This window comes from Labrys methylaminiphilus subsp. lupini (assembly GCF_051161885.1).
In the GTDB taxonomy this organism is placed as follows: domain Bacteria; phylum Pseudomonadota; class Alphaproteobacteria; order Rhizobiales; family Labraceae; genus Labrys.
In genome coordinates this window covers 99,356-123,781 of sequence record NZ_JBMDIH010000002.1, presented here as the reverse complement: position 1 = coordinate 123,781, position 24,426 = coordinate 99,356, and the positions used below count along the sequence as shown (strand labels likewise).

Below are 24,426 nucleotides of genomic sequence, written 5' to 3'. Positions count from 1 at the left end.
CTTGGTTGTGGCGAAGTGTGCGGATGCTAGGAAGGCCTCGTTTGCTCGTCAACAAAAAGGTCAGACCATTCCGGGTGCACGGGCATCTTGCCCGTTCTTTTTCTGCAACGAGCGCGATCGCTCCAAGAACGGACGGGACGTCCGTGCACCCGGAAATCTCAGTTCAGCCTCAAACCGGTCTCGGCATCGAAAAGATGCACGGCGGCCAGATCGGGCTGGAGCGCCAGGATTTCGCCCGAGCCGGCCGTCACCCGCTCGCGGAAGACGCCGAGCACCCGCTGTTCGCCGAGCTGGGCGAAGACCTGGGTTTCGGCACCGGTGGGCTCCACCACGCTGATCCTGGCCTGCAGGCTGCCGCCGAGGGAAAAATGCTCGGGGCGGATGCCGTAGACGACACGCCGGCCCTCGCCCCCCGCCGGAACGGCTGATACGGGCAGCTCCATGCCGTCATCGGTGACGAAGCGCGGCGTCGGGCTGGTTTCCAGCCGGCCCTTGATGAAATTCATGGCGGGCGAGCCGATGAAGCCTGCGACGAACAGGTTTGCCGGGCGGTCGTAGAGCTCGAGGGGTGAGCCGATCTGCTCGATGATGCCGTCATGCAGCACCACGATGCGATCGGCCATAGTCATGGCCTCGATCTGGTCGTGGGTGACATAGATGGTGGTGGTCTTCAGGCGCTGATGCAGTTCCTTGATCTCGGCGCGCATCTGCACGCGCAGCTTGGCGTCGAGATTGGAAAGCGGTTCATCGAACAGGAACACCTGGGGCGCGCGCACGATGGCACGGCCCATGGCAACGCGCTGGCGCTGGCCGCCGGAGAGCTGGCGTGGATAGCGCGCCAGATAGGGGCCGAGATCGAGGATCTCAGCCGCCCGTTTCACCCGTTCGTCGATCTCGGTCTTCGGCGTCTTCCGGATCTTGAGCGCGAAGCCCATGTTTTCGGCCACGGTCTTATGCGGGTAGAGCGCATAGCTCTGGAATACCATGGCGATGTCACGATCGCGCGGCGGCAGGTCGTTGACGAAGCGATCACCGATCTTGAGGCTTCCCTCGGTGATCGGCTCGAGGCCGGCGATCATGCGCAGCAGCGTGGACTTGCCGCAGCCGGAAGGCCCGACCAGGGTGACGAATTCGCCGTCCTCGATGCTGACAGACACGCCATGAATGACCTTCTGGGTGCCATAGGATTTCTTGACGTCGATGACATCAACGGAGGCCATGCGGCGGGGTTTCCTCTGCCTGGATTTGTCGGACGAAGATTGGTAGCCGAATGCTTCGCCATTCGGCAAGGTCGGTGCCATTCTTTCCCATGTGCCGGAGAGAATGGCACCATTCCCTGCGGGAGCTGCCTGGCTAATCCGCCACGACTGCCCCCTATTTGAACTCCTCTGCCCGATGAACTTCCTTGCCGCCGACCACCGTCAGCAGCACCTTGGTCTTGGAGACCTCCTCCGGCGCGATCTTGAGCGGATTGCGGTCGAGCACGATCAAATCGGCGAACTTGCCCGGCTCCAGCGAGCCGGTGACCTCGTCCTGATGCAGCTCATAGGCGGCGTCGATGGTGGCCGCCCTGAGCGCCTGGCCGATGGTCAGGCCGGGATCGGCATTGAGCCGGCCCGGATTGCTGGGGTCGCTGCGGGTGACGGCGATCTGGAAGGCATACCATTCGTTGAGCGGATCGACCGGCCAGTCGCTGCCGAAAGCGACGCGGGCGCCCGCCTTGTAGATCTGCCCATAGGGTTCGACGAAGGGCAGGCGCTTCGGCCCGGCCTGTTCCTTGATCGAGGCCACCTGGTCGGGCGAAGCCGCGCCCCATTGGAAGGAGAGGACGGGAATGGCGCCGAGCTTGGCGAAACGCGGCAGGTCCGCCGGGTCGACCATTTCGTTATGCGCCAGCGCCGGCCGGATGTCCTTGCCGGGCACCTTGGCGCGCATCGCCTCGATCGCATTGAGCGTGACATGGACGGCGCCATCGCCATCGGTATGCAGATGGGGATCGATTCCCGCCTCGGCGAGGCCGATCAGCAAAGGCGAGAGGCGGTCGGGCGCGACATAGAGCGAACCGCTCACCGTGCCCGGCTGCCAGTCCGGCTTGTCGGCGCTGCCCTTGTTGACGAAGTAGGGAGCCAACGTATAGCCCGTCTGCGCCGGCGCCTGGACGACGCCGTCCATGAAGATCTTGGCGTTGCGCAGCGTGATACCCGGTTCTGGCCGCAGCGGTCCTTGATCGAAGCGAGCCGCGTAGTCGCTGACGGTCTTGACCAGGGCTTCGGCCGTCTGGTCGGTATCGGTAGCAATTTTCGGGGCCAGATGGGCACGCGCGGTCAGTTCGCCCCGCTTTTGCAAGGTGGCCCAGGCGTTCATCTCACCCGGCTCGGCCGCCGCTTCGAGGAAGCTGGTGATGCCACCCTTGCGCAGGGCGTCGAGGGCGGTGCGCCCGAAAGCGAGATTCTGCTCCGCCTCCTGTTCGGGCGAGAGCTTGGGCATCGCCGCCATCACCAGTGCGTCGCCGCCATCCTCCAGCATGCCCGTCGGCTCGCCGGCGGCGTCACGGACGATCTTGCCGTCCTTGGGATCCGGCGTGTCCTTGCTAACCTTGGCGAGCGACAGGGCCCGGCTGTTGGCGAGCTTGGAGTGATAGTCGAAATTGATCACCAGGATGGGACGCTTGGTCTTGAGCTTGTCGAGCTCGCCGCGGGCCATGTCGGTGCCTGCGGGCAGCATCTTCTGGCGGAACCAGTTGTTGACGATCAGGAAGTCATCGTCTCCCGCTTTGGTCTCCTGGTCGAGGCAGGCCTGGATGGCCGCCAGGGTCTGGTCGAGGGTGAGGGCGGCATAGGCGAGATTGCAGCCCGTCAGGCTCTTGCCGCCGCCGAGGGGATGCATGTGGCCGTCGATCAGGCCCGGCATGGCCATACGGCCACCGAGATCGATCACCTTGGTCTGTGGGCCGATATGGGGCTTGGCATCCCCGCTGCTGCCCACGAAGACGATGCGCCCTTCGCGCACGGCCAGGGCCCCGGCCACGCTGTCCTTGCTGTCCGCCGTATAGATCGTGCCGTTGAGATAAACCGTGTCGGCAGGGGCGCTCCCCTCGGCGCGGGCGCCCGCTGAGCCGAACACTGAAATCGCGGTGAAAGCCGCGCCGAACAAGCCTGCCTTCAGGCCATGGCTAACCATCTTCATTCCCCCTAAGACCCCTCCCACTCCGCACTATCTTTCAAGAAACATGGTTGCGCTTGGTTTGGAAAGGCGCCATTTCCCCGCAGGGAGGCAGTCATGAAAGCCAACAATTCACCGTCCGCTGCGGACGTCATCGTCGCGGTGTCCGGCGTCAGCAAGACCTACAAGTCCGGCTTCCAGGCCCTGAAAAGGATCGATCTCGACCTGCGCCGCGGCGAGATCTTCGCTTTGCTCGGCCCGAACGGGGCGGGCAAGACCACGCTGATCTCGATCATCTGCGGTATCGTCAATCCCTCGGGCGGCACGATCCGCGCCGACGGGTATGACATCGTCGGGGATTACAGGGCCGCCCGCACCAAGATCGGCCTGGTGCCGCAGGAACTGTCGACCGATGCCTTCGAGACGGTGTGGGCGACGGTGAATTTCTCGCGCGGCCTATTCGGCAAGCCACCCAACCCCGCCTTCCTGGAAAAGATCCTGCGCGACCTCTCGTTGTGGGAGAAGAAAGACAGCAAGATCATGGCATTGTCGGGCGGGATGAAGCGCCGCGTGATGATCGCCAAGGCGCTCTCGCACGAGCCGACCATCCTCTTCCTCGACGAGCCGACGGCGGGCGTCGACGTCGAGCTGCGCCGTGACATGTGGGAGATGGTGCGCGGGCTGCGCGAGAACGGCGTGACCATCATCCTCACCACCCACTATATCGAGGAAGCCGAGGAGATGGCCGATCGCATCGGCGTGATCAACAAGGGCGAGATCATCCTGGTGGAGGACAAGGCCGAGCTGATGCGCAAGCTCGGCAAGAAGCAGCTCACCCTCAGCCTGCAGCAGCCTCTCGATGCGGTGCCGGCTGACCTCGCCGCCTATCGCCTGGATATCGCCGACAATGGCAACCAGCTCATCTACACCTTCGATGCCAAGGACGATCCGGAAGTGCTCTCGCGCCTGCTCCACGACGTCGGCGAAGCCGGCATCGGCTTCAAGGACCTGCAGACCAGCCAGTCCTCGCTCGAGGACATCTTCGTCAGCCTGGTGGGGGCGCACTGATGAACATTCACGCCATTCGCGCGATCTACGTCTTCGAGATGTCGCGCACTTTCCGCACGCTTCTGCAGTCGATCGCCTCGCCGGTGATCTCGACCTCGCTCTATTTCATCGTGTTCGGCTCGGCCATCGGCAGCCACATGCCCACGGTGGGCGGCGTGAATTACGGCGCCTTCATCGTGCCCGGCCTGGTCATGCTGGCGATCCTGACCGAGAGCATTTCCAACGCCTCCTTCGGCATCTACATGCCGAAATTCATCGGCACCATTTACGAGGTGCTGTCGGCCCCGGTCTCGGTGGTGGAGATCGTCATCGGCTATGTCGGCGCGGCGGCATCCAAATCCATCCTGCTGGGCTGCATCATCCTGATCACCGCCTGGCCCTTTTCGCATTATTCCATCCAGCACCCGTTCTGGATGCTGGCCTTTCTGGTGCTGACTTCGGTGACCTTCAGCCTGTTCGGCTTTCTCATCGGCATCTGGGCGGATGGCTGGGAAAAGCTGCAGATCGTGCCGACCCTGATCATCACGCCTCTGACCTTTCTGGGCGGCAGCTTCTATTCGATCAAGATGCTGCCTGACTTCTGGCAGGGGGTCAGCCATTCCAATCCGGTTCTTTATCTCGTCAGCGGTTTTCGCTGGAGTTTCTACGGTGTCTCGGATGTCGACTTCGGGCTCAGCCTCGGCATGACGCTGGTCTTCATGCTGCTGTGCCTGGTCGCGATCGCGGTGATCTTCCGTACCGGGTGGCGGATCAAGGTCTGACGGGTTTTCGGGCGCCGGTCGGCAGTGGCGTCACAGGGTGATTTCATAGAAGAGCGAGATTTTACGATGATTGAGACGCCGCGCCTGCTCTTGCGCAAGCCCGTTCTCGACGATTTCGAGCCCCATGCCGCCATGTGGGCCGAGCCGGAAGTCTACAGGCATATTTCGGGCAAGAAGCGCAGCCGGGAGGAAATGTGGCAGCGCTTTCTGCAGGCCCATGGCACCTGGCACTTCTTCGGCTTCGGCTATTTCTCGGTGATCGAAAAGGCAGACGGGCGCTATCTCGGCATGACCGGCTTCCAGGACGCCATGCGCGACATCGAGCCGAGCCTGGTGGGCTCGCTGGAGGCAGGCTGGGTGTTCGCCTCCCACGCCCATGGCCGGGGCATCGCCTTGGAAGCCAGCCGGGCGGCCTTCGACTGGGCGCGTAGCGTGCATCCGGGCCGGAGGGTGACGGCGATCATCGCGCCGGAGAACGCCGCTTCTATCAGGATCGCCCGCAGGCTCGGGCTCGAGGCCGGTTCCGACGTCCGCTATCATGATTCCATCGTCACCCTGTTCGAGGGTTGGCTGGGAGAGGTCGATGCGGAAGGCAGCAGCGAGGCAGGATCTGCGGGGTGACGAAGCCCGGGTTGCCGTGAGCTCCTGTCCTCGACATTCCCTCATTGGCGCAGTAGCAGGATGGCCAACCGTCGTAACCATGACGTGGCAAGGTGGTCTCAAATTTGAGACCACCTTGGAATACCCACACGGAGCCAAACGATGCACATGATCGGAAGCTGTCGCTGCGAGCAGGTCCAGTTCGAGGTCACCGCGCCGCCCCTAATGACGATGGCGTGTCATTGCCGCGGCTGCCAGAAGATGAGCGGCAGCGCCTTTTCGCTGAGTGCGGCAATTCCCACGGAAGGGTTTCGCGTGACCCGCGGGGAGCCGGTGATCGGCGGACTCCACGGCCCGTCACGACATTATTTCTGTCCGCATTGCAAGAGCTGGCTGTTCACCAGGCCTGAGGACCTGGACTTCTTCGTCAACATCCGCCCGACCATGCTGGCCGAGGCGGTGTGGACCGAGCCCTTTATCGAAACCTGTACGGCCGAGAAGCTCGCATGGGCATCGACATCAGCCCGCCACAGCTATGCTGAATATCCGCCGCCGGAGATGTATCAGCCCCTGATGGCGGAATTTGCCGAGCAGGTTGCATCGTCACGCGCGCAGGCAGACAGCCTGCTTCGGGCGGCTGAAACGGCCGCCTGAGCCGGCTCGCGGAGCCCGCATCCGCCTATCGTACCTCAGGGCCCGGTTTTGCACGTGCCCGAATGACGGCCGCCGGCCATCCTGTTCGTCCTCCCGGGAATGGTCCGGCGGGTCAGGCCTTGGAATAGGGCGTGCCGTCCTTGTGCAGGAAGCGACCGTCGGAACTCGGGCTCATCATGTCGATGTCGGAGCAATAGATCACGTCGGCAGGCGAGCGTGAGCCGATTTCGAGATAGACCGCCATGGCACCGGATCTGTTGATCATGTGATGGCCGTTGCCGGAGTCCTTGGGAAAGGCGGCGCAATCGCCGGCGCGCAGGATCGTTTCGCCGCCATCCTCGACGAGTATCAACTCGCCTTGCAGCACATAGACGAATTCGTCCTCGGCCGTATGCCAGTGACGTTGGCTCGACCAGTTCCCCGGCGGCAGACGCATGAGATTGATGCCGAAATCCTGGAGGCGGCCGGCATCGCCGAGGCGTTGCCGCACCCGTTCGGCGCAAGGAGCATCGAAGGGCGGCGGGTAGCCCGAGCCCTGGTGCTCAGGGACGGCGACGAGGTCGATCTTGGGCATGGCAGGCTCCCGGTTGTCATGACAGTCTGGGCGGCGACGGCGGAAGAGCGATGATCATGTCCCTTCCGGCTTGGGAAACAAGGGCGAGCCCGTTTCGACCCGACGCCCCGCCAAGGGCGCCGGGCCGGACAGTTCGGAGGGGGACTAAGGGAATCCAGTTCATCGCCAAGAATTCAATGCAAACGCCTATACAGACTCGCCTCAGAACCTGATCGAAAAGTTGCCACCGGAGCCAAGAAAAGCCTCATTTTGTCATGCCCGGGCTTCGACCCGAGCATTCAGACACCACTGCGCGTCGAGAGGGCAGCTCCGGATTTACACCGGACAACTTGTTCGGTGTAGGACAAACCCGATGGTGGCAAAAGTCGAGGTCTCCGCGGCTTTTTGATCAATTTCTCAAGCCAGTCGATACCATCGGCGGCGAGACAGGGAGGTCATTGCGGGACATGTCCGGTTCGAGTTCGAAGGATGTCGAGGAGACGCTGCGTTCCTATCTCGATGAAGTCGTCGCTGCGCTGAGGGGGGCGCTGGCAGACAGGCTCTCGGCCATCATCCTGCACGGTTCGCTGGCCATGGGCAGTTTCCGCATGCCCAAGAGCGACGTGGATCTTCTCGTCTTGGTGGAAGATCTGACGGTTGACGAGGCCGGCCTGCTGCATGCCGTTTTCGAACGCCTCCATCGCCGCAGGCCCTATGTCGGCGGCCTCGAGGTCAGCGTGATACGGGCTGATGACGCCAGATCACCGCGACATCCCTTGCCCTATCTGGTGCATTTCAGCGAGACCACCACCGCACCGCAATCGTGGTCCGGCGGCAGGCCGCCGACCGATGAAGATCTGATCGCGCATCTGACCGTCGCTAAATATCGCGGCGTCGGCCTGCATGGCCCACCTCCCTCGGAGGCGATCGGCGACCTCGTATGGGCCGACTATCTGGCCTCGGTATGGAGTGACATCGCCTGGATCCTGGAGGGGGAGAATATCCTCGCCTCGCCCTATTACGGCATTCTCAATCTCTGCCGCTGGGCGATGATGGCTGAGGCCGCGGATCACATCGTGCCGGGGAAGGAGGAGGCTGGCGAATGGGCTCTGACGCATTTGCCGGAGGAGCACAGGGCTGTGGTCGCCCAGGCTCTTGCCGCCTACCGGGCCTCCGATTGGCCGCGGACACAGCGCGAAAGGCAATTGTCGGGCGGCCCCTGGCACCGCGAACCGCTCATCGCTTTTCGCAACTATATGCAGTCCACCCATGTAGCCTGAGCGACAAAGGGAACGTAGGCGGGGGCCGCGGATCGATCACGGGCGGCATGGAGGCCGCCTATTCCAAGGCAGCGATCCCGGCGGTTACTTGCGGCGAGTTACTTATGCGCGTTACTTGCGGCTTGACGGACTCCGGCGCTCGGCGCACACTAAAACCGTCGATTTTGGCCGGTGACCTCGATCTTCAGTGGCCAATAAGCCCTTGAATCAAGCCAGCCTTCCACCGACGTGACTTGGCATAGTCCTCCACCTGGAAGGTGCGAAGGGAGTTCAAAAAGGGCACGATATGAGCACAGGTACTGTTAAGTGGTTCAACTCCACCAAGGGATATGGATTTATCCAGCCGGACGACGGAACACCCGACGTTTTCGTGCATGTGAGCGCTGTGGAGCGCGCTGGTCTGCGCGAGCTGGCTGAAGGTCAGAAGATCAGCTTCGAACTGGTTCGTGACCGCAAGACCGGCAAATCATCGGCCGGCGACCTCAGGGTGGGCTGACCCCGAAGCGTTTCGCGATGAGACGGAAACGCTTCCAATCGCAAAGACGCCCAAGCCGATCAAACGGATTGGCTTGGGAACAAGGAGCTAGAGCAACAAGCGTTCAGCCATGAATGTGCATTGCTCTAGGGGACGCCGCGGACGTTCGGTGGCATGGTCGTCTTCAACGACGGCTCATGATGCCGGGACTTCCGTGTGAGGCTTTCGCTCATCGACATTCGCGACGGGGAGTGCCGATCGGGTGAAAATTCTGCAACAAGGGCAGATACGATGCGGCGAGCCTCAAGCTCGTCCGCAAGCCTGCCTCCATCAAAGCTCAAGCATTTTCGTCTTCCAGATCTGCTTCGTTGAACGCTGAAATCCGATCCACGGGAGAATGGCGGCGGCAGTGCCACACCCATTCCAGAACACGATCGAATCATAGGGCAGAGGATGGGCATACATGTTTTTGGGATTGGCGATTTCGTCACCTTGAGGCTTGCTCCTGTCTGCGAGCAGGACAAGGCCTATGAAATCATCCGGCTTCTGCCTGCCGACGGCTTGGAGCCGGTTTATAGGATCAAGAGTCTCGGAGAGCCATTTGAGCGGACGGCTCGGCAGCGCGAACTGAACGCCATGAAGACGGCCGATCAGCTTAGTGTGTTGCCGCCTCACTGACGAGACGGCATGGAAAGGTCTTGTCGGCACTGGGCCTGCACGTGCGGGTTTTCATGCCCGCCTACAAGCCGGGTGCCTCATAAGTGCCGCCTATATCCATTGGCCTGAGGGGGCCGGCCGCAACAAACGGGCCTGCCGGTACGTGACCCGGCGGCCCTTAATCAGGAGCCCAATTTATCGTACATGCAGTTGCATATCTGATAGATGTCCTGCGCTGGTTGCAGGGATTCGCTCTCTCCCGGTGGGAACCGGCCAGGGGCGATGCGAACCACTGAGCCTCTGGTCGGAGCTCCCTTTCGTGCGAGACCGGCGCCTTTGTTGCGTTCCTTCCGTTTACAATGCCAAACGAACATCGGCCGGGATCCTGCGGAGCTCCGGCAACGGGGATCCGTCGTCGCGCCGGCTTGGACCTCGGTCAGCGTAGTCGAAAGAGCCCCGGTTGCCCTATCGGCCTCCGAGGTGGCCGCCTGCGCTCAAATCTGTGCGGGTTTGGACGCTCAAGTCTGACCGATGCCATGGGTTACTGTTGCCGCATCGTTTTTTTCCGAAAACCGGCGCCCACTTTTCGGCGCGATGTTCAGCCCCTGTGCGGTTGGGTCCTTGCCCGTCTTGGCTTCTTGCTGGATCGTAACGGTTTGACCACGGCGCCTACCTTGGGCTGAGAGGCTTCGCGCGCCAGCCGCAGGGCTTTGAGTCTGGCTATCTGTTCGTCGCGGGTGAGCGCGTCCGTATCAATCCTGAATCGGGCTGCCGTATCTATTGCCTCATGATTGGCAGCCCATTCATTCGGTCGCCCTTTGTCTTCACTCATGGCGTTTGCCTCCTTCCGTGAGGACATCAATTCCCCTCGCGAGGCTTTCGGAGAATGCGATCTTGACCATGTCTGATCCATATATCCGAGAGTCCTGGAGGGCATGGCAGACTCGCTCCCAGCCCTGCAACATGTGAAACGAGAAACGGGTGACCGGAGTTCAATGCTCGATCATTGCGTCGCCTGCAACGTTGGGGCTCCCTGCCGATGAGCGAGAGATCCGCGAGGCGGGTGACGGCAATCGCAATCTCGGCATGCTCCACCCGACTTCGGTCGCGGCTTTCACCAAGAAGAGATAGAGCGGCTCAATCTCAGCCTCGCATCGAAGAATCCGCCTGGAAACGCCGACCGTGGCGCCGGGTCCATTCAGCTTTTGATCTCCAAAGGGCCCAGCAGTCATGTGGCGCTCCAGGCCATGTCGACTGCAAGCACGGCATTGGCGTGCATGAGTTTCAACTCGCCGGACACTCTCGCCTTGCCGAGGCGGTCATCGTTTCCGTTAGACCAGCCATATCGATAGCTGGCGCTTCGATGTTTCAGTGAACGCGTCGGCTGTTTACCGCCGGCTTGCCATCCGTCCAGATAGCCCTGATTCTGTTCCCGCTCGAACTCCTCGGCATTGAAATGCACATTGTCGTTCGACATTTCGATCCTCCAGCAGTTTGGCGACCGCTCGTCTCGGCCAGCGAGATACAGAACAGGATGTAACGGAGAGAGCCAGCCACTCCTCAAGGGAGAAGGGCATCAATCCATGCTTGCAAGAATAGGGGCTGTCGCTTGAATGTCGCCGAGAGGTCGATCACGTAATAAAGGGTGATCGCTGCATGAATTGAACGGTGAAAATGGCAGCGTACAAAAATATGCAAACTTCAATGTTGATCACAGGCGTAACGATCAGAGGTCACGATCTGAGAGATCAAATTGTCGAGAGGTATCATTCGCCAAGAACTGTAGCAGCTTTTGGGCGATGGGCCTACGATTATATTTATAGACGTGACTTCTTGAGGGGCCGATCGGATCACGGATTTCTCAATCTGAAGTGCAAGATCTCCTAGATGCGTGCAGCCTATGTCATGTAAAATTGACTAGGGGAATGACGCCAAGAAGCGCATTATGTCAGACATCATCGACACAGGCCTACCCAACAGGCGTCGATGGCGGAGCGGCCTCTATCCTCTCGCCTGCAACGGAATCGTTTGAGGCGCGACATGACTATCAAAGGCAATAAAACCATCGATCGGATGGATGACTCCGAGCGAGGGGAAAGCATCATCCATTTTACAGGACTTCCGGCCGCGGATGTGTTGGATGATCATCGCCTGGTTGTTGAAGAAATCCTGTCAAATTTACGGTTTGAGCAAATTAGAGATGCGATGAAAGCCGCACATCAGGCTGGGTCAGCGCCACGGCGGTGAAATTTTTTCGCAAGTGGAAGCGAATGCGAGCATCATATTTCAGTACAACCTGCCCGGCCCAGGATCTGCGCCGCAGGGGGACCTTATCGTGAGCAATATCGACCAGGGCTCGTCGCTGGACGAAGCAGAACGTCAGGCTACGACGATCAATGCCTATTGGGCCGAGCGCGGGCAATGCGCAGGAGCCCGGGCAGTGCCTGTCTATGACCACCGAGGTCGCTTTTTGTCTTATGGCGTTACCAGTGACCTGATTGTCTTTCCACGTAACCGTATCGAGGACAAGCGATAGTAGTTTCCAGGAAAGCTGATCGATTTTTGACTTAAGACATTAGGCAAAACAGGAAGTTGGCGGAAAAGCGCGATTGGGAGAAATCGCACGGTGCTCCGGAAAGAAGGCAGCGAGGCCGGGCAGGGGGCAGCCGGGGCTTCCACAGGCGCAAATGAGCGCCGAGCGGGGCGACCTAAAGCCAAGAATGACGACAATTCCTTCAATCATTTCTCCAATAGAAATTAAACTCACGGCCACCTTGTTTCGAACATGTTTAAGATATATAGAGAAGTATCGATCTTGCTGATGAATTACCGGGCGATCTTTAAATCGCCTTTGACGATTCCCCCTGACAATTTCGGTAGAAATGTAGCGCCCATTGATATCAATGGGCAGGTTTGTCTATGTCGATTGAAAGGAAATCGTCGTGAACACAGGTATCGTCAAGTGGTACAACTCCCAGAAGGGATATGGCTTCATCGCTCTTGAAGATGGCAACCGGGACGTCTTCGTCCACGTGAGCGCTGTCGAGCGAGCCGGCATGTCTGAACTTCGCGAAGGCCAGAAAGTCAGCTTTGACGTCGTCACGGATAGCCGTAGCGGTAAGGCCTCTGCCGAGAATCTGCAGACCGTATAGAATTAAAGCGTTTTGCGATTTGGCGGTGATGCCAAGAATCGCAAAGACGCTTAAGCCAATCCCATGGATTGGCTTGGAAACAAAGAGTTAGAGCAAACAGGCGTTCGATCATGAACGCACTTTGCTGCAGCGCCTGCAGTCTTTGACCACGGATGTACTGGCATAGTCTGCCGAGACGCTCGAAGGAGGTCGGGTTCGCGCCCGGCCTTTTTTGCGTCCGCCGGGCAAAATATCCGTCAACGTCCTCGGCGCCTCATTTGCCATCCGCTGCCGTTACTGGTTTGGTCATAGTCGACGCCAAACAGAATGTCGGCAACGGTCGTCTTGAGCTTAGCCGAGAGCCTTACCGCCATCTCGCGCGGTATCGGTTCGTGCCCCTTGATCCAGGCTTCAAGAACGGCCGGATCGACACCGACTCGCTTGGCAAGCCACGGCGGATCCATGCGCGCTCGTGTCATTGCGCGGGCAAGGCCATTAGATCGAGTGGCGATCATCTTTCCTCACCACGAGTCCGTTCGGCAACCAGTCTCCATCCTTCAGCGCCCACAAGATCGCCATCGCTTCGTCACGATAGGATTCCCATATTGGCTTGCCGTCAAATGACGAGTCTTTCAACTGGCCGTGATGGCGGCAGAGGGCACGGCAAACACGCTCGATAGGGTCAACAGGCTTCGCCATCGCATTCCCTTGAGCGTTTTGCTCGACAGCATCGGAAGCGGCATTGATGCGGTGTCTTGTTGTTATCGCATCGTTTTTGCTGAAAACCGGCGTCCGCCTTCCGGCCCGACGCCCCAGAGGGGAACGTGGAATAGCCATCCTCGCTTCGCGCGTCCAGACGATCCGATGAATGCGCAATGTCCCCTTGCGACGACGAAACGGTTCATCGCAAGGGGAGATCTGGAAGATGTCACAAAACCTTGGCGGGGCTCACCGGAAGAGGCGCGCGCCCTGGGCCGTTGCGCTTGGCGGCATTTTCCTGTTGCTTGGGACGCGGGAGAAGACCCTCGCGCTGGGCTTGTTTGCGCGCGAGTTTACGGGCACGGCGCACCGCCTCGGCCTTTTCCCGGGTTTTTCTTTCTGAAGGCTTCTCATAGGCCCTGCGGCGCTTCATCTCGCGGAAGAGACCTTCTCGCTGCAGCTTCTTTTTCAATACGCGTAAGGCCTGTTCGACATTGTTGTCCCGCACGAGCACTTGCAATGAGTCGTCTCCTTTTCGGTTGGTAAAATGGGAGCCATCCCGAACGTGGTCTGTTGCTCCAAAAGGCCGATATTTTTTGTAATCGAGCCGATCTCAATCGGCCGACTAGAATCGAGCCGTCACGCGGGCGTTATCTCACGCTCTTTGACGGCACGCACATGCTGGTCGCTTTTGCTCTTGATGCGATAGGCCGGTTCCGCATGTTCGACGGGAAGGACCTTGACGACTTCATAATAGCCGCTCTGACCCACCAAGCCCGGACGCAAATAGATGACGGTGTCGCCGATCTTGAACTTATGGCTTGTCGCCTGCGGGTTTCGAGAAGCCGAAAGCGCGCCGCCTTTGGCGTCACCTAGGACGGCATACCTTCCTTCGAGCGGATAGTCTTCGTTCTCATACAGAGAGCGAATGGCGGAACCTGTATATTCGCACGTATTCGTATGAATGGAGGTCCCGTTAAGATTGGCTCCATACTCGTCCATAGCAAATTTTACGGCCGAGGCGAGGCTGTCAAACCGTCGATATTTTAGAGAATTTCGAGTCCATCCGGCAGATTTTGATTTTACAAAAAGCTCAGAAGGAACAAAAAAATCTAGTTTTGACATATCTCAAACTATCATCAGGTTTCAGATTTGTCATTATATATTTGAAATTACGACGAAATCTCTGGAGGCTAAGTTTGATGCCGTCTTGGAGACATTGAGTAAGGCCGTATCGTAATACCGGTCATAATCGTTCTCGATGCATGGCCGCTATCCCCATCGGCGGTGGGCCCACATCCATTGTTCGGGATATTCGCGCACCCATTTTTCGAAGAGCCGGTGAGTCTGATGTGTTGCCGCGTCGACATCGGCATTTCGATCGTCGGTGTGGGGCACATCGAGGATCTCGGCCTCGATCCGAAAGCGCACGCCGCGCGTCCGGATGACTCGGGCCGCGACCAGCAGGGCATCGCTGCCTCGGGCAAGCAGGGCAGGAAAGGTGGTCGAGGGAGCTGGCCGGTCGAAAAACGGGACGGAGAGCCCGTTGCGGTCGCGCAAATCAGCCAGCAATGCGATGGCGCCGCCGCTGCGCACGATGCGCAGCAGTTTCTTGCCGACATTCGCACCCTTGACGAAGAGTCCGCGCGGATAGCGGTGTCGGCGCACGAGTGCGACGTAGTCATCGACCTTCGGATTCTTCATGCGCTGGTAGACGCCGGCAACCTTGATGCCGCTCGTCACCGTCGGAATAACGACGAGTTCCCAATTTCCGGTATGGAGCGAGACGAAAACGACGCCCTTGCCGGTGGCTTTCACCGCTTCGATCAGCGGACCGCTCGCGTCCTCGATCCGCCCTGCCTTGACGATGCGATCCACCATCAGGCTTTCGGCAAAAGTCCGCCCCAGATGCATCCACATCGTGCGCGCCAGTGCATCGATTTCGGTGGCATTCTTTGCAGGATAGGCCGCAGCCAGATGCTGCAATGCGCGTTCGTGGCGGCGTAATCGTGGCGCGGCCAGGCGCCACATGGAGCCCATGGCCCAGGAGCCGAAGTCGAGCGGCAGGATGTGCAGAAGGCCGACGAGGCCGCGCAACAGGAGATATTCGGCGGCGTGTTTGCTGTTTCGCCAGCTGCGCCCTGTTTCCGACGGGATCACGTTAGATATATCCAACAAGTTGGGCATCATCGCAATGAAGCCACTGGCTCGACCAAATGTCACGGCGATGTACGAGAAGCGCGTACCAGGGCGTTGGGCGTGCGAGATGGAGGAAGTCGCCCGCCGGTCGATACCGGCATTCGCGTCCGACATATGTTTTTGCCAGCATCCGGCGAGATCCATCGCCGCTACCGCCATTGGGGGCACACATCACTGAACCTAACGCTGCGTCTTGGCCCGCTGCACGCGACGAGGCTTGGCGGCAGAGCCAGCCGGCTTATCGTGACTTTGGCCGTCTTCCGTTATTTTTGCTTCTTGCGCGAGTCTGAGCTCTCTCAGATGCGCGGTCTTCTTGTCGCGTTCCGAGACTTCGCGATCGATGATCTCCTGCGCGGCTGCTGTGAGAGCCGCGTATTTTTCCTCCCACGCCAGGTGGGAACTCTTGGTTTTCGTCATAGCCACCTTTCGCGAACCGGAACCGCTACCTCAGTGCAGAACGATCCGTCTGGTTACAACAAGGTCGTCGCTGATCTGATCGCCCTCGCGAAAGGCCCTCAGCATGTGGTGAGCCTGGCCTCGATGGGACTCTCACAGGGGGCTTGCCCTCAAAGGCGGCGGCATTGTCGGGGATCCCCGTGATAACGACACCTCGCCCGACAGATCCCGTTCCACGGGAGTGACGCCTTTCAGCAAGCTGTCTCTCCTTCTTCATCGAAAGGCGGCCAGATGCCCAATGGTTTGCAGCCGGCAAGGGCAATCACCCGGGGGCCTGCGTCCCCCGTGTGACTATCTCAAGTCTGCCGGCGTGTCGGTCTGGTACGACTGGGACGCAGAGTACTCTCGGGTGAGTCCGCTACAGGGCTGATGCCTTGCCTGGAAGCGCGCAGTTCGTGTTCCTGAGCCACCCTTTCGCGGGAATCCGCCACACCCTTGAGCCTATAGGCGGGCTCGGGGCCGTCCGAGGGCATTTGTCGGGTTACTTGATATGTTCCTTCTTCGTGTCTTGAAATAGACGAATGAAGGATGACGATATCGCCGACCTGAAACGTATGCTTCGTCAATCACTCCTCCTTGGATGCATTGGAGGTGTCGGGACGGCGCTCGCCGTGTCACAAATTCCGCGAGCCTCGGGCGCACCGAAGGACGCTGGCCAGGCGATAATCACGTCTTGGCGGCAATCGGGGGGGCGCTTCTCGGCAGGGCTCCCCGTCCTCTCGACGGAACCTTGGGCTTGGGCGCGGGCAGCAGGCCCTCGCGCTGAGCTTGCTTGCGAGCGAGCTTACGGGCGCGACGAATAGCTTCCGCCTTCTCGCGCACCTTGCGCTCGGACGGCTTTTCATAAGCTCTGCGCAGCTTCAGTTCACGAAGGACGCCTTCGCGTGCCAATTTGCGCTTGAGAGCCTTGAGCGCCTGCTCAATGTTGTTCTCACGAACGAGTATCAGCATAAAATCTCCAAATACCAAAAACAAAAGGGCCGAACGCGGCGCCGGCCCAAAGATGAATCGTAACCGTCTTGCACCAATCAAATGCTCTGATCGGCCGGAGCTGAAGCGTTTTGTGGTTTCTTGGAAACACCAAGAATCGCAAAAACGCGTCGGAACAAGGTGCTAGAGCAAATAAGCATTCACGTTTGAACGCGCTTTGCTCTGGAGGAGGCAGGCACCTTTCAAATTGCCCACCACGGACTTAACCCGTCCCACGGCGCGCCGTGACAAAGCCGGGAGAAGAGCTGCAGTTTTCTGGAAAAATCGCAGCTTGCAGGCACGATGCCGTAAGAGCTTTGGTCAATCCGCCGATTGTGGAGCATGTCTCAACTTGGGCAGCGTCTCATACGCTGATTTCGCTCCATCTTCCGATGGTTGTACACCATTCACCCCGGGATAGCTAGGATCGGATAGCCGCATGCAGGGTGCCGAATTCGGAACCCGATAGCTGCATGGCCAGGGATACTTGCCGGCCGGCGTTCCTGGATTGATCCGTGCTTTGGAGATGGACCCGGCCGTTTCGACCTCGTTGAATTGAGCATGGGGCCAGGACGGAGGCAATCTCGAACGCTCCGAATCCCGCCATGCTTGTAACTCACGCCGTGCGCTTGGCCTTCCTACAATCCCGGCAGTGAACCAGACAACGGGAGGCAGCCATGACGGATAGCAGCTACACCACCAGTTTCACGGTCGACCAGACGCCGGCCCAGGCTTTCGCCGCCATCAACGATGTACGCGGCTGGTGGTCGGAAGAGATCGAGGGCCGGACAGCGCGGGTCGGCGAGAAGTTCAAATATCACTTCCAAGACCTCCATCGCTGCGAGATCCAGCTGCGCGAGATGATACCGAACCGCAAGGTCGTCTGGCGTGTGCTCGACAATTATTTCAGCTTCACGCAGGACAGATCCGAGTGGAAAGGGACCGACATCGTCTTCGAGATCGCCAGGAAGGGGGACCAGACCGAGGTCACCTTCACCCATCTGGGACTGGTGCCGGACTATGAATGCTACGATGCCTGCTCTGACGGCTGGCACACCTACATCAATGGCAGCTTGCGGGATCTGATCGCCACCGGCAGGGGGCAGCCCAATGTCGGTGAAGCCATCACCGAAAGCGAACAATTGCTGATGCGCTGAGCTGGGATCTGATCGACCGTGTCCGGAGCAAAGCGCTTTCTCACCGGAATGCGCTTTGCTCCAACGGGTTTTGCGGCTCTGATGGAACCGCACGGAATCGCAAAATCGCGTCGAAACAAGATGTTAGGGTGAAAAAGCATTCAGATGTGAACGCTTTTTGTCCTAGATGCGGCGGAGAAATTCGAGTACGCGCCGGGTGAGCAGGCTGGTTGCATCCGCGTCGAAGGATGGCAGCGAGCTGTCCGCGAAATAATGCTGGTCGCCCGAATATAGGAACAGTTCTGCGTCCTCCACCGTCTCCACGATTTCGCGCGCTGCCTGGAGGTCACCCTCGCCGACGAAGATGGGATCGCGGTCCATGCCGTGGATCTGCACCGGAACGCCGCGCGGCCACGGTCCGAAGGCCCATTCGCCGTTGATCGGCAGGCAGGAATAGAAGAGCAGGGCGCCGCGTGCACCCGGGCGGGTCTGGGCAAGCCTTTGGGCCGGCACCACGCCGAAGGAGAAGCCGGCATAGACGAGGTCCGGCGGCAAGGTGTTTGCTGTGTGCTCGGCTCGCGCCCGCATGGCGTCGAAGCCGGTCTCGTTGATATGAGCGAGGCCTTCCTCGATGCTGGCGAAGATACGCCCGTCAAACAGGTCCGGCGTGTGGACGAGATGACCACCGGTCCGTAACGCCTCGGCAAACGCCTGCACGCCCGAGGTGAGCCCCTGAGCATGATGAAACAGCAAAATCTCAGCCATCATGGATCTCCGGCTGTCAGCGATACCGGCACCTCATACCAGCTTGCATAATGTTTGACCTGTGTATGCAAACTGGCCCCTGGATTCCCTTCCCCTCGCTGCCACTCACAAGCAATGCTTGTGGGGATACGGCCGGGAATGGCAGGTCAAACATTATGTAAGCCGGTATAACCACGCCGATGTTGCAAATTGAAGGTTAGGCGGAAAAACCCTGTCTCCTTGGCATTGAGTACGGCGAAACGGGGTGCCAAGCCAGCGGCAACAAGTCCAGGTGCTTTGCTTTCGTCAGTCCAATTCACAGGACTGGTGCCCGCATGGGTGGCGTTCTCGCCAGCTTCTGCAAGACTGGAGCAAAGTGCGATTTATCCGAATCGCACTTTTTCTCTGACTTGCTGTTCCGACGCATTTTCTCAGCCGAAAAGCCTGCCGACTTTTCCGGAAAATGCCTTAGGGCCTCGCATTCGCTGCCTGGAGTGTTGCTCGATGAAATTGTTCTTTTCCGACAGGCAGATGGCGCATCGCCCGACCCAATATATGATCAATGGTCGAATTGGCAGTGCCCTCGAGAACCCCGAGCGCGCGCAAACCCTGGTCGGATCTCTCACGGCGCTCGGCTTGACTCTCGAGGAGCCGAGGGATGCGGGCCGGGCGCCGATCGAGGCCGTCCATGCTGGCCATTACATCGACTTTCTGGAGACGGCCTATCGCCGCTTCCAGGAACTGCCCAATGCCGGCCCCGAGGTGCTGCCGGCAGTCAGCCCCTATCAGGGCGCGGATGCCGCCTTCCGCCCGCGTCCCGCCCCGCGCCCAAAGGGCATTCTCGGGCAGACGGGCTGGTACATCAACGGCCTGTCCAACGCGATGACGGAGCATAGCTTCGCCTCCGCCTATCTCTCCGCCCAGAGCGCCGTGGCGGCTGCCGACGATCTCGTCGCCGGTGCCTTCGACAGCTTCGCCCTCTGCCGTCCCCCGGGGCATCATGCCTATGTCGATCGCGCCGCCGGCTTCTGCTTCTTCAACAATGCCGCCGTCGTCGCGGAGCGGCTACGCAAGCGCTTTCAGCGTGTGGCCGTCATCGACTTCGATACCCACCATGGCGATGGCACGCAGGCGATCTTCTACAGCCGCGGCGATGTCTTCTTCGGTTCCACCCATACGGATCCGTCGAGCTATTATCCCCATTACACCGGCTATGCCGACGAGAAGGGCGAGGGGCCTGGCGAGGGCGCCAACCTCAATTTGCCCTTGGCCGAGGGTAGCGGCGATGAAGCGTTCATCGAGGCCAACCGGGCGCTGGCCGCTGCCGTGGCAGCTTTCGGGGCTGAGGCGCTGGTGGTATCAGCCGGCTGGGACGCGCATCGCGAGGATCCGCTCTCCAAGCTCGCGGTGACCACGGCCGCCTATGAGGCGATCGGCTCTGTCTGGGGTGCTCTGCCCCTTCCCATCGTTATCGTGCAGGAGGGCGGCTATTCGCTCAGCGCCGTGTCCCAAGCCGCGCCGCGCTTCGTCTCGGCCTTCCGCGCATCACGGCCGCCGCGCTGAACCATCGTAATAAGCGAGTGACACCATGACACAGACCGTGACTGCCGAGAGCCAGCAAACGCCTGAACGGCAGCCCATCCGTGCCGCGCTCGGCGCCTTCGTCGGCACCATGATCGAGTGGTATGATTTCTACGTCTATGGCACGGCGGCTGCCCTGGTGTTCGGAGACGTCTTCTTCAAGTCAGAAGACCGCTACATGGGCATCATCGCCTCGCTCGGCACCTTCGCCATCGGCTTCGTGGCTCGCCCGGTCGGGGCCTTGCTGTTCGGGCATTTCGGCGACAAGGTCGGGCGCAAGAACTCGCTGATCATCACATTGTTGCTGATGGGCGGAGCAACCGTGCTGATCGGTCTTCTGCCCGGCTATGATTCGATCGGCATCAGTGCCGCGATCCTGCTCATCCTTTTGCGTCTCATCCAGGGTGTTGCCGTCGGCGGCGAATGGGGTGGGGCGGTGTTGATCGCCGCCGAGCACGCGCCGCCGAAATGGAAGACCTTTCTTGCTTCGGCCCCGCAATATGGCAGTCCGATCGGCCTGATGCTGGCGGCGCTCGCCTTTCGAACGGTCTCGGATCTGCCGCGGGAAGATTTTCTCAACTGGGGCTGGCGCATTCCCTTCCTGGCCAGCGCGGTGCTGATCATCGTGGCCTTCGCCATCCGCGCCGGCATCAAGGAAAGCCCGGAACTGGTCAAGCGGCTTCAGGAAGCACCGCAGGACGATATCGTGCCAGCCAAGGAGATCTTCCGCACGCGGCGTTACACACTCCTGCTCGGCATGGGCCTATGCCTGCTCGGCGTTGCCGGCTTCTACTTCCTGACCACGCTGATGACGACCTTCGCCACCGAGTCGCTCGGCATCTCCAGATCCGACATTCTCAACGTGATTTTCTGGGTCGGCGTGCTCGAACTGGTCGCCTTTCCGTTCGGTTCCTGGATCGCCACCCGGTTCAACGAGCGCATCCTGCTGGTGGCGATGTCGGCGGCCGCGTTTGTCTTCGCCATCCCCATGATGATGCTGATCGTGACCGGCGATCTCGGTAATATCCGTATCGGCATCCTGGGCGGCACCTTCTTCGTCGCGGCCCATTATGCCGTGATGGCGCCCTTCCTGACGCGCGCCTTTCCGGTGCATCTGCGCTACACCGGCATTTCCTTGAGCTCGTCGCTGAGCGGAGCCATCTTCAGCGGCCTCACGCCCGTGGTCGGGGTCTGGCTGGTGAAAACCTATGGCGTGCAATGGCTGCCGCTGTCGCTGCTCTTCATGGTGATCGCTGGGCTAACCTTGCTGTCGAGCCTCTTCCTGCCCATCGAAGAGGAGCAGGTCCGATCCTGAGGCCATGATGCGGCGGGCGGATCTCAAGATCCGCCTCCCATTCATGCGGCCTTGGTGATGGCGTCGATCACGTCGTCCACGGCGGTCTCGACACTCACGCGGTCGTCGCCTTCGGCCATGACGCGGATGACCGGCTCGGTGCCGGAGGGACGGATGACCAGGCGGCCGCCATCACCGAGCTGCTTGCGCGCGCCCTCGATCGCCTTGGCGACCGTGGGATCATCCAGCACCTTGCCGCCACGCGTGCGCACATTCTTGAGGATCTGCGGCAGCGGATCGAAGCGATGGCAGACCTCGCTGACAGGGCGATCTGCCTTCTTGAGCACCGCCAGCACTTGCAGGGCGGCGACCAGACCATCGCCGGTGGTGGCGAAATCCGACAGGATGATGTGACCCGACTGCTCGCCACCGACATTGTAGCCTCGCGCCCGCATGCGCTCGAGCACGTAGCGATCTCCCACCGCGGTGCGTTCGAGTTGCAGGCCAAGCCCGCCGAGATAGCGTTCCAGGCCGAGATTGGACATCACCGTGGCGACGATGCCGGGCTGGGTGAGCCTGCCCTCTTCCTTCCAATCCGCGGCGACCACTGCCATCAATTGGTCACCGTCGATGACATGACCCTTCTCGTCGACGATCGCAACCCGATCGGCGTCGCCGTCGAGGGCGATGCCGATATCGGCCCGCAACTCGCGGACCTTGTGCGAGAGCGCTTCGGGGGCGGTGGAGCCGACATCCTTGTTGATGTTGTAGCCATCCGGCTCCACGCCGATCGGAATGACGTCGGCCCCGAGTTCCCACAGCGCCTCGGGCGCGACCTTGTAGGCGGCGCCATTGGCGCAGTCGACCACCACCCTGAGGCCATCGAGCCGGAGCTGGCGCGGCAAGGTGCGCTTGGCGAATTCGATGTAGCGGGCGCGCACGTCGTCGATGCGCCGGGCGCGGCCGAGATCGCGCGAACCGGCCAGCCGCGACGACAGGTCGGTGTCGATCAAGGCCTCGATGGCGCGCTCGGTCTCGTCCGACAGCTTGAAGCCGTCGGGGCCGAACAGCTTGATGCCGTTGTCGTCATAGGGATTGTGCGAGGCCGAGATCATCACGCCGATGTCGCAACGCAGTGAATTGGTGAGCATCGCCACGGCGGGCGTCGGCATCGGGCCCAGCAGCATCACGTCGATGCCGACAGCCGTGAAACCGGCCACCAGGGCGTTCTCGATCATATAGCCCGACAGTCGGGTATCCTTGCCGATCACCACACGGTGGCGATGTTCGCCGCGCTGGAAGGCAAGGCCGGCCGCCATGCCGACCTTCATCGCCAGTTCCGGCGTAATGACACTGTTGGCCCGGCCGCGAATGCCATCGGTGCCAAAATATTTGCGACTCATGCGACAATCCCAAAACTTTCTGGGGTGATTATGCCTGAATCTTCGGGCAATTTGCTTCAAAAAATGTGTTCAACCGTAACAGCCGGCTGCCTTTTCAGCGCCGCCATTCATAGTCGAAGGTCGGCAGGCCGGAGCCAGGATTGACGCCGCTGCCGCAGCGTTCGAATGCCTCGCGCTCATAGAAGCGGATCGCCCTTTCGTTGAAGGCGTTGACGGTGAGGCGCAGGACGGAGCGGGCCTTCTGCTTGGCAAACAGCATCAGCAGATGGGCTATGCCGCTGCCATGCTCGGCCGGCGGCAGCGCGATCTGTTCCAGCAGCAGGGCATCGTCCTCCTGCGGCGCCAGAACCAGCATGCCGACGATCGTGTCGTCGTCGGCGTCCTCGTCGCGCATGGCCACGAAAATTTCCGCTTCCAGTGCTCGCCAATGGCGCCACTGCCCCGGCCAGCGCGCCTCGTAGTCGAAGGCCGGATAGGTCGCCTGCCAGGCCCCGCACCACAGGGACCTCAGCGCCGGCTCGTCGGCAGCCTCCGCCGGCCGGAGGGTGACCGCGGCGATGCTCATCGCTCGGTCAGCTTCAGCTCGATGCGGCGGTTCTTCTTGCGCGCCTCGTCGGTGCCAGCCGTGTCGATCGGCTGGAATTCGGCAAAACCTGCCGCGACCAGGCGCTGTGCCGGGATACCCTTGGACATCAGATACTGCACCACGGAGATAGCGCGGCTGGATGACAACTCCCAATTGCTCGGAAATTGCGGCGAGTTGATCGGCCGGTCGTCGGTATGGCCGTCGACGCGCAGCACCCAGGGAATATCGTTGGGGATCTTGTCCTGCAGGTCGAGGAGGGCGGCGGCCAGCTTGTCCATCTCGGCTTTGCCCTCGGGCTGGAGGGTGGCCTGGCCGGCCTGGAAGAACACTTCCGACTGGAAGACGAAGCGGTCACCGACGATGCGCACGTCAGGACGGTTGCCGAGCACTTCGCGCAGGCGGCCGAAGAAGTCGGAACGGAAGCGCGAAAGTTCCTGCACCCGCTGGGCCAGGGCCGCATTCAGGCGCGAGCCGAGATCGGCAATCTTGGTCTGGCTCTCTCGGTCCTTGGATTCGGAGGCATCGAGGGCCTGTTCCAACGCGGCGATCTGGCGGCGCAGGGCGGATATCTGCTGGTTGAGCAGTTCGACCTGTGCCATCGCCTGGTCGGAAATGCGCTTCTGGCTGTCGAGTTCACCCTGGATCTGCGCGACTTGGCCACCCTGGGCGCTGGCGGCTGCGGCGTCTTTCTGAGCGTCGTCGAGCAGGTCCTGCAACCGCGCCTTATCGGTATTGGCCTTGTCGAGACCGCTGGTGAGCACCGAAAGCTGTTCCTGGGCGCTCCGCCCGTTGGTGCGCTCCAGGGCGAGCAGTTGCGACAATTCCGCGATCTGGGCATTGAGCCGGTTGAGTGCTTCGTCCTTGCCGGTGACTTCCTGGGACAGGAAGAACTGGCCGAGCACGAAGATCGACAGGATCATGATGATGGACAGGAGCAGGGTCGACAGGGCGTCGACGAAACCCGGCCAGTAATTAATGCCCTCGCTGCGGCGGCGGCTGCGTCCAAGGGGCATTATTC

Annotated in this window: 28 protein-coding genes; 12 read left to right on the top strand and 16 right to left on the bottom strand. The window is 60.6% G+C overall.

From position 1 onward, the window contains the following. Positions 1–158: 158 nt before the first annotated feature. Positions 159–1,220: an ABC transporter ATP-binding protein gene (locus ACN6KF_RS26285; protein WP_434959871.1), complete on the bottom strand. Its 1,062-nt coding sequence runs from the start codon at positions 1,218–1,220 to the stop codon at positions 159–161. A 154-nt stretch (positions 1,221–1,374) separates the two neighbouring features. Beyond that, positions 1,375–3,186: an amidohydrolase gene (locus ACN6KF_RS26280; RefSeq protein WP_434959870.1), complete on the bottom strand. Its 1,812-nt coding sequence runs from the start codon at positions 3,184–3,186 to the stop codon at positions 1,375–1,377. Between the two features lie 93 nt (positions 3,187–3,279). On the opposite strand from ACN6KF_RS26280, the gene ACN6KF_RS26275 reads away from it, so the two are divergent. The 4 genes from ACN6KF_RS26275 to ACN6KF_RS26260 all read left to right on the top strand — a co-directional run bounded on the left by ACN6KF_RS26275 (position 3,280) and on the right by ACN6KF_RS26260 (position 6,245). Further along, a complete protein-coding gene (locus ACN6KF_RS26275; RefSeq protein WP_434959869.1) occupies positions 3,280–4,230 on the top strand; it encodes an ABC transporter ATP-binding protein in 951 nt (316 codons plus the stop codon). Then, positions 4,230–4,991, top strand: a complete 762-nt coding sequence (locus ACN6KF_RS26270; RefSeq protein ID WP_434959868.1) for an ABC transporter permease — start codon at positions 4,230–4,232, stop codon at positions 4,989–4,991. Before ACN6KF_RS26275 ends, ACN6KF_RS26270 begins: the two co-directional genes overlap by 1 nt. Before the next feature lie 66 nt (positions 4,992–5,057). Next, entirely contained in the window at positions 5,058–5,612 is a 555-nt protein-coding gene (locus tag ACN6KF_RS26265; RefSeq protein ID WP_434959867.1) for a GNAT family N-acetyltransferase, read from the top strand. Between the two features lie 141 nt (positions 5,613–5,753). Continuing rightward, positions 5,754–6,245, top strand: coding sequence for a GFA family protein (locus ACN6KF_RS26260; protein WP_434959866.1), 492 nt, complete (start codon positions 5,754–5,756; stop codon positions 6,243–6,245). 112 nt (positions 6,246–6,357) lie between these two features. Here the strand turns inward: ACN6KF_RS26260 and ACN6KF_RS26255 are convergent, their stop codons facing one another. Then, positions 6,358–6,819, bottom strand: coding sequence for a cupin domain-containing protein (locus tag ACN6KF_RS26255; RefSeq protein WP_434959865.1), 462 nt, complete (start codon positions 6,817–6,819; stop codon positions 6,358–6,360). Between the two features lie 446 nt (positions 6,820–7,265). On the opposite strand from ACN6KF_RS26255, the gene ACN6KF_RS26250 reads away from it, so the two are divergent. Next, on the top strand, positions 7,266–8,078 hold the full coding sequence (locus ACN6KF_RS26250) for an aminoglycoside adenylyltransferase domain-containing protein (RefSeq protein WP_434959864.1): 813 nt from the start codon (positions 7,266–7,268) through the stop codon (positions 8,076–8,078). 286 nt (positions 8,079–8,364) lie between these two features. Further along, positions 8,365–8,574 carry a cold-shock protein gene (locus tag ACN6KF_RS26245; RefSeq protein ID WP_149250444.1) on the top strand — a complete coding sequence of 70 codons (210 nt, stop codon included), beginning with the start codon at positions 8,365–8,367 and terminating at the stop codon, positions 8,572–8,574. A gap of 309 nt (positions 8,575–8,883) precedes the next feature. Here ACN6KF_RS26245 and ACN6KF_RS26240 read toward each other — a convergent pair whose 3' ends face one another. Then, a complete protein-coding gene (locus ACN6KF_RS26240) occupies positions 8,884–9,261 on the bottom strand; it encodes a hypothetical protein (RefSeq protein WP_434959863.1) in 378 nt (125 codons plus the stop codon). A 1,177-nt stretch (positions 9,262–10,438) separates the two neighbouring features. Continuing rightward, the gene (locus ACN6KF_RS26235; protein ID WP_434959862.1) at positions 10,439–10,687 is read right to left on the bottom strand and encodes a hypothetical protein; all 249 of its coding nucleotides are present in this window, start codon (positions 10,685–10,687) and stop codon (positions 10,439–10,441) included. A gap of 563 nt (positions 10,688–11,250) precedes the next feature. Here ACN6KF_RS26235 and ACN6KF_RS26230 point away from each other — a divergent pair. The 3 genes from ACN6KF_RS26230 (at position 11,251) to ACN6KF_RS26220 (ending at position 12,362) form a co-directional block, all read left to right on the top strand. Beyond that, positions 11,251–11,457, top strand: coding sequence for a hypothetical protein (locus ACN6KF_RS26230; protein ID WP_434959861.1), 207 nt, complete (start codon positions 11,251–11,253; stop codon positions 11,455–11,457). 88 nt (positions 11,458–11,545) lie between these two features. Further along, positions 11,546–11,746 carry a hypothetical protein gene (locus ACN6KF_RS26225; protein WP_434959860.1) on the top strand — a complete coding sequence of 67 codons (201 nt, stop codon included), beginning with the start codon at positions 11,546–11,548 and terminating at the stop codon, positions 11,744–11,746. A gap of 406 nt (positions 11,747–12,152) precedes the next feature. Further along, on the top strand, positions 12,153–12,362 hold the full coding sequence (locus ACN6KF_RS26220; RefSeq protein WP_434959859.1) for a cold-shock protein: 210 nt from the start codon (positions 12,153–12,155) through the stop codon (positions 12,360–12,362). Between the two features lie 236 nt (positions 12,363–12,598). Here ACN6KF_RS26220 and ACN6KF_RS26215 read toward each other — a convergent pair whose 3' ends face one another. From ACN6KF_RS26215 to rpsU (ACN6KF_RS26185), 7 genes are all read right to left on the bottom strand, one after another. Further along, positions 12,599–12,805, bottom strand: a complete 207-nt coding sequence (locus ACN6KF_RS26215; protein ID WP_434959858.1) for a hypothetical protein — start codon at positions 12,803–12,805, stop codon at positions 12,599–12,601. Positions 12,806–12,836: 31 nt separating this feature from the next. After that, the gene (locus ACN6KF_RS26210) at positions 12,837–13,178 is read right to left on the bottom strand and encodes a hypothetical protein (RefSeq protein WP_434959857.1); all 342 of its coding nucleotides are present in this window, start codon (positions 13,176–13,178) and stop codon (positions 12,837–12,839) included. 91 nt (positions 13,179–13,269) lie between these two features. Next, complete coding sequence (gene rpsU / locus ACN6KF_RS26205; RefSeq protein ID WP_434959856.1) at positions 13,270–13,560, bottom strand: 30S ribosomal protein S21; 291 nt, start codon at positions 13,558–13,560, stop codon at positions 13,270–13,272. A gap of 119 nt (positions 13,561–13,679) precedes the next feature. Continuing rightward, a complete protein-coding gene (locus ACN6KF_RS26200) occupies positions 13,680–14,165 on the bottom strand; it encodes a hypothetical protein (RefSeq protein WP_434959855.1) in 486 nt (161 codons plus the stop codon). Between the two features lie 147 nt (positions 14,166–14,312). Next, on the bottom strand, positions 14,313–15,383 hold the full coding sequence (locus ACN6KF_RS26195) for a lysophospholipid acyltransferase family protein (RefSeq protein WP_434959854.1): 1,071 nt from the start codon (positions 15,381–15,383) through the stop codon (positions 14,313–14,315). A gap of 36 nt (positions 15,384–15,419) precedes the next feature. Then, on the bottom strand, positions 15,420–15,656 hold the full coding sequence (locus ACN6KF_RS26190; protein ID WP_434959853.1) for a hypothetical protein: 237 nt from the start codon (positions 15,654–15,656) through the stop codon (positions 15,420–15,422). A 705-nt stretch (positions 15,657–16,361) separates the two neighbouring features. Continuing rightward, positions 16,362–16,646, bottom strand: coding sequence for a 30S ribosomal protein S21 (rpsU, locus tag ACN6KF_RS26185; protein ID WP_434959852.1), 285 nt, complete (start codon positions 16,644–16,646; stop codon positions 16,362–16,364). 695 nt (positions 16,647–17,341) lie between these two features. Between rpsU (ACN6KF_RS26185) and ACN6KF_RS26180 the strand changes: the two genes are divergently transcribed. Beyond that, positions 17,342–17,821, top strand: a complete 480-nt coding sequence (locus tag ACN6KF_RS26180) for an SRPBCC family protein (RefSeq protein ID WP_434959851.1) — start codon at positions 17,342–17,344, stop codon at positions 17,819–17,821. A 162-nt stretch (positions 17,822–17,983) separates the two neighbouring features. Here the strand turns inward: ACN6KF_RS26180 and ACN6KF_RS26175 are convergent, their stop codons facing one another. Beyond that, positions 17,984–18,565 carry a dienelactone hydrolase family protein gene (locus ACN6KF_RS26175; RefSeq protein ID WP_434961304.1) on the bottom strand — a complete coding sequence of 194 codons (582 nt, stop codon included), beginning with the start codon at positions 18,563–18,565 and terminating at the stop codon, positions 17,984–17,986. A gap of 483 nt (positions 18,566–19,048) precedes the next feature. On the opposite strand from ACN6KF_RS26175, the gene ACN6KF_RS26170 reads away from it, so the two are divergent. Both ACN6KF_RS26170 and ACN6KF_RS26165 read left to right on the top strand, forming a co-directional pair. Next, entirely contained in the window at positions 19,049–20,107 is a 1,059-nt protein-coding gene (locus ACN6KF_RS26170; protein WP_434959850.1) for a histone deacetylase family protein, read from the top strand. 25 nt (positions 20,108–20,132) lie between these two features. After that, positions 20,133–21,440 (top strand): MFS transporter, encoded by a 1,308-nt coding sequence (locus ACN6KF_RS26165; protein WP_434959849.1) that lies wholly within the window; start codon positions 20,133–20,135, stop codon positions 21,438–21,440. Between the two features lie 41 nt (positions 21,441–21,481). On the opposite strand, the gene glmM is transcribed toward ACN6KF_RS26165, so the two are convergent. From glmM to ACN6KF_RS26150, 3 genes are all read right to left on the bottom strand, one after another. Then, a complete protein-coding gene (gene glmM, locus ACN6KF_RS26160) occupies positions 21,482–22,822 on the bottom strand; it encodes a phosphoglucosamine mutase (RefSeq protein ID WP_434959848.1) in 1,341 nt (446 codons plus the stop codon). A 94-nt stretch (positions 22,823–22,916) separates the two neighbouring features. Beyond that, on the bottom strand, positions 22,917–23,387 hold the full coding sequence (locus ACN6KF_RS26155; RefSeq protein WP_434959847.1) for a GNAT family N-acetyltransferase: 471 nt from the start codon (positions 23,385–23,387) through the stop codon (positions 22,917–22,919). Next, positions 23,384–24,421, bottom strand: coding sequence for a peptidoglycan -binding protein (locus tag ACN6KF_RS26150; RefSeq protein ID WP_434959846.1), 1,038 nt, complete (start codon positions 24,419–24,421; stop codon positions 23,384–23,386). The genes ACN6KF_RS26155 and ACN6KF_RS26150 overlap by 4 nt, the downstream gene beginning before the upstream one ends. Positions 24,422–24,426: the final 5 nt, after the last annotated feature.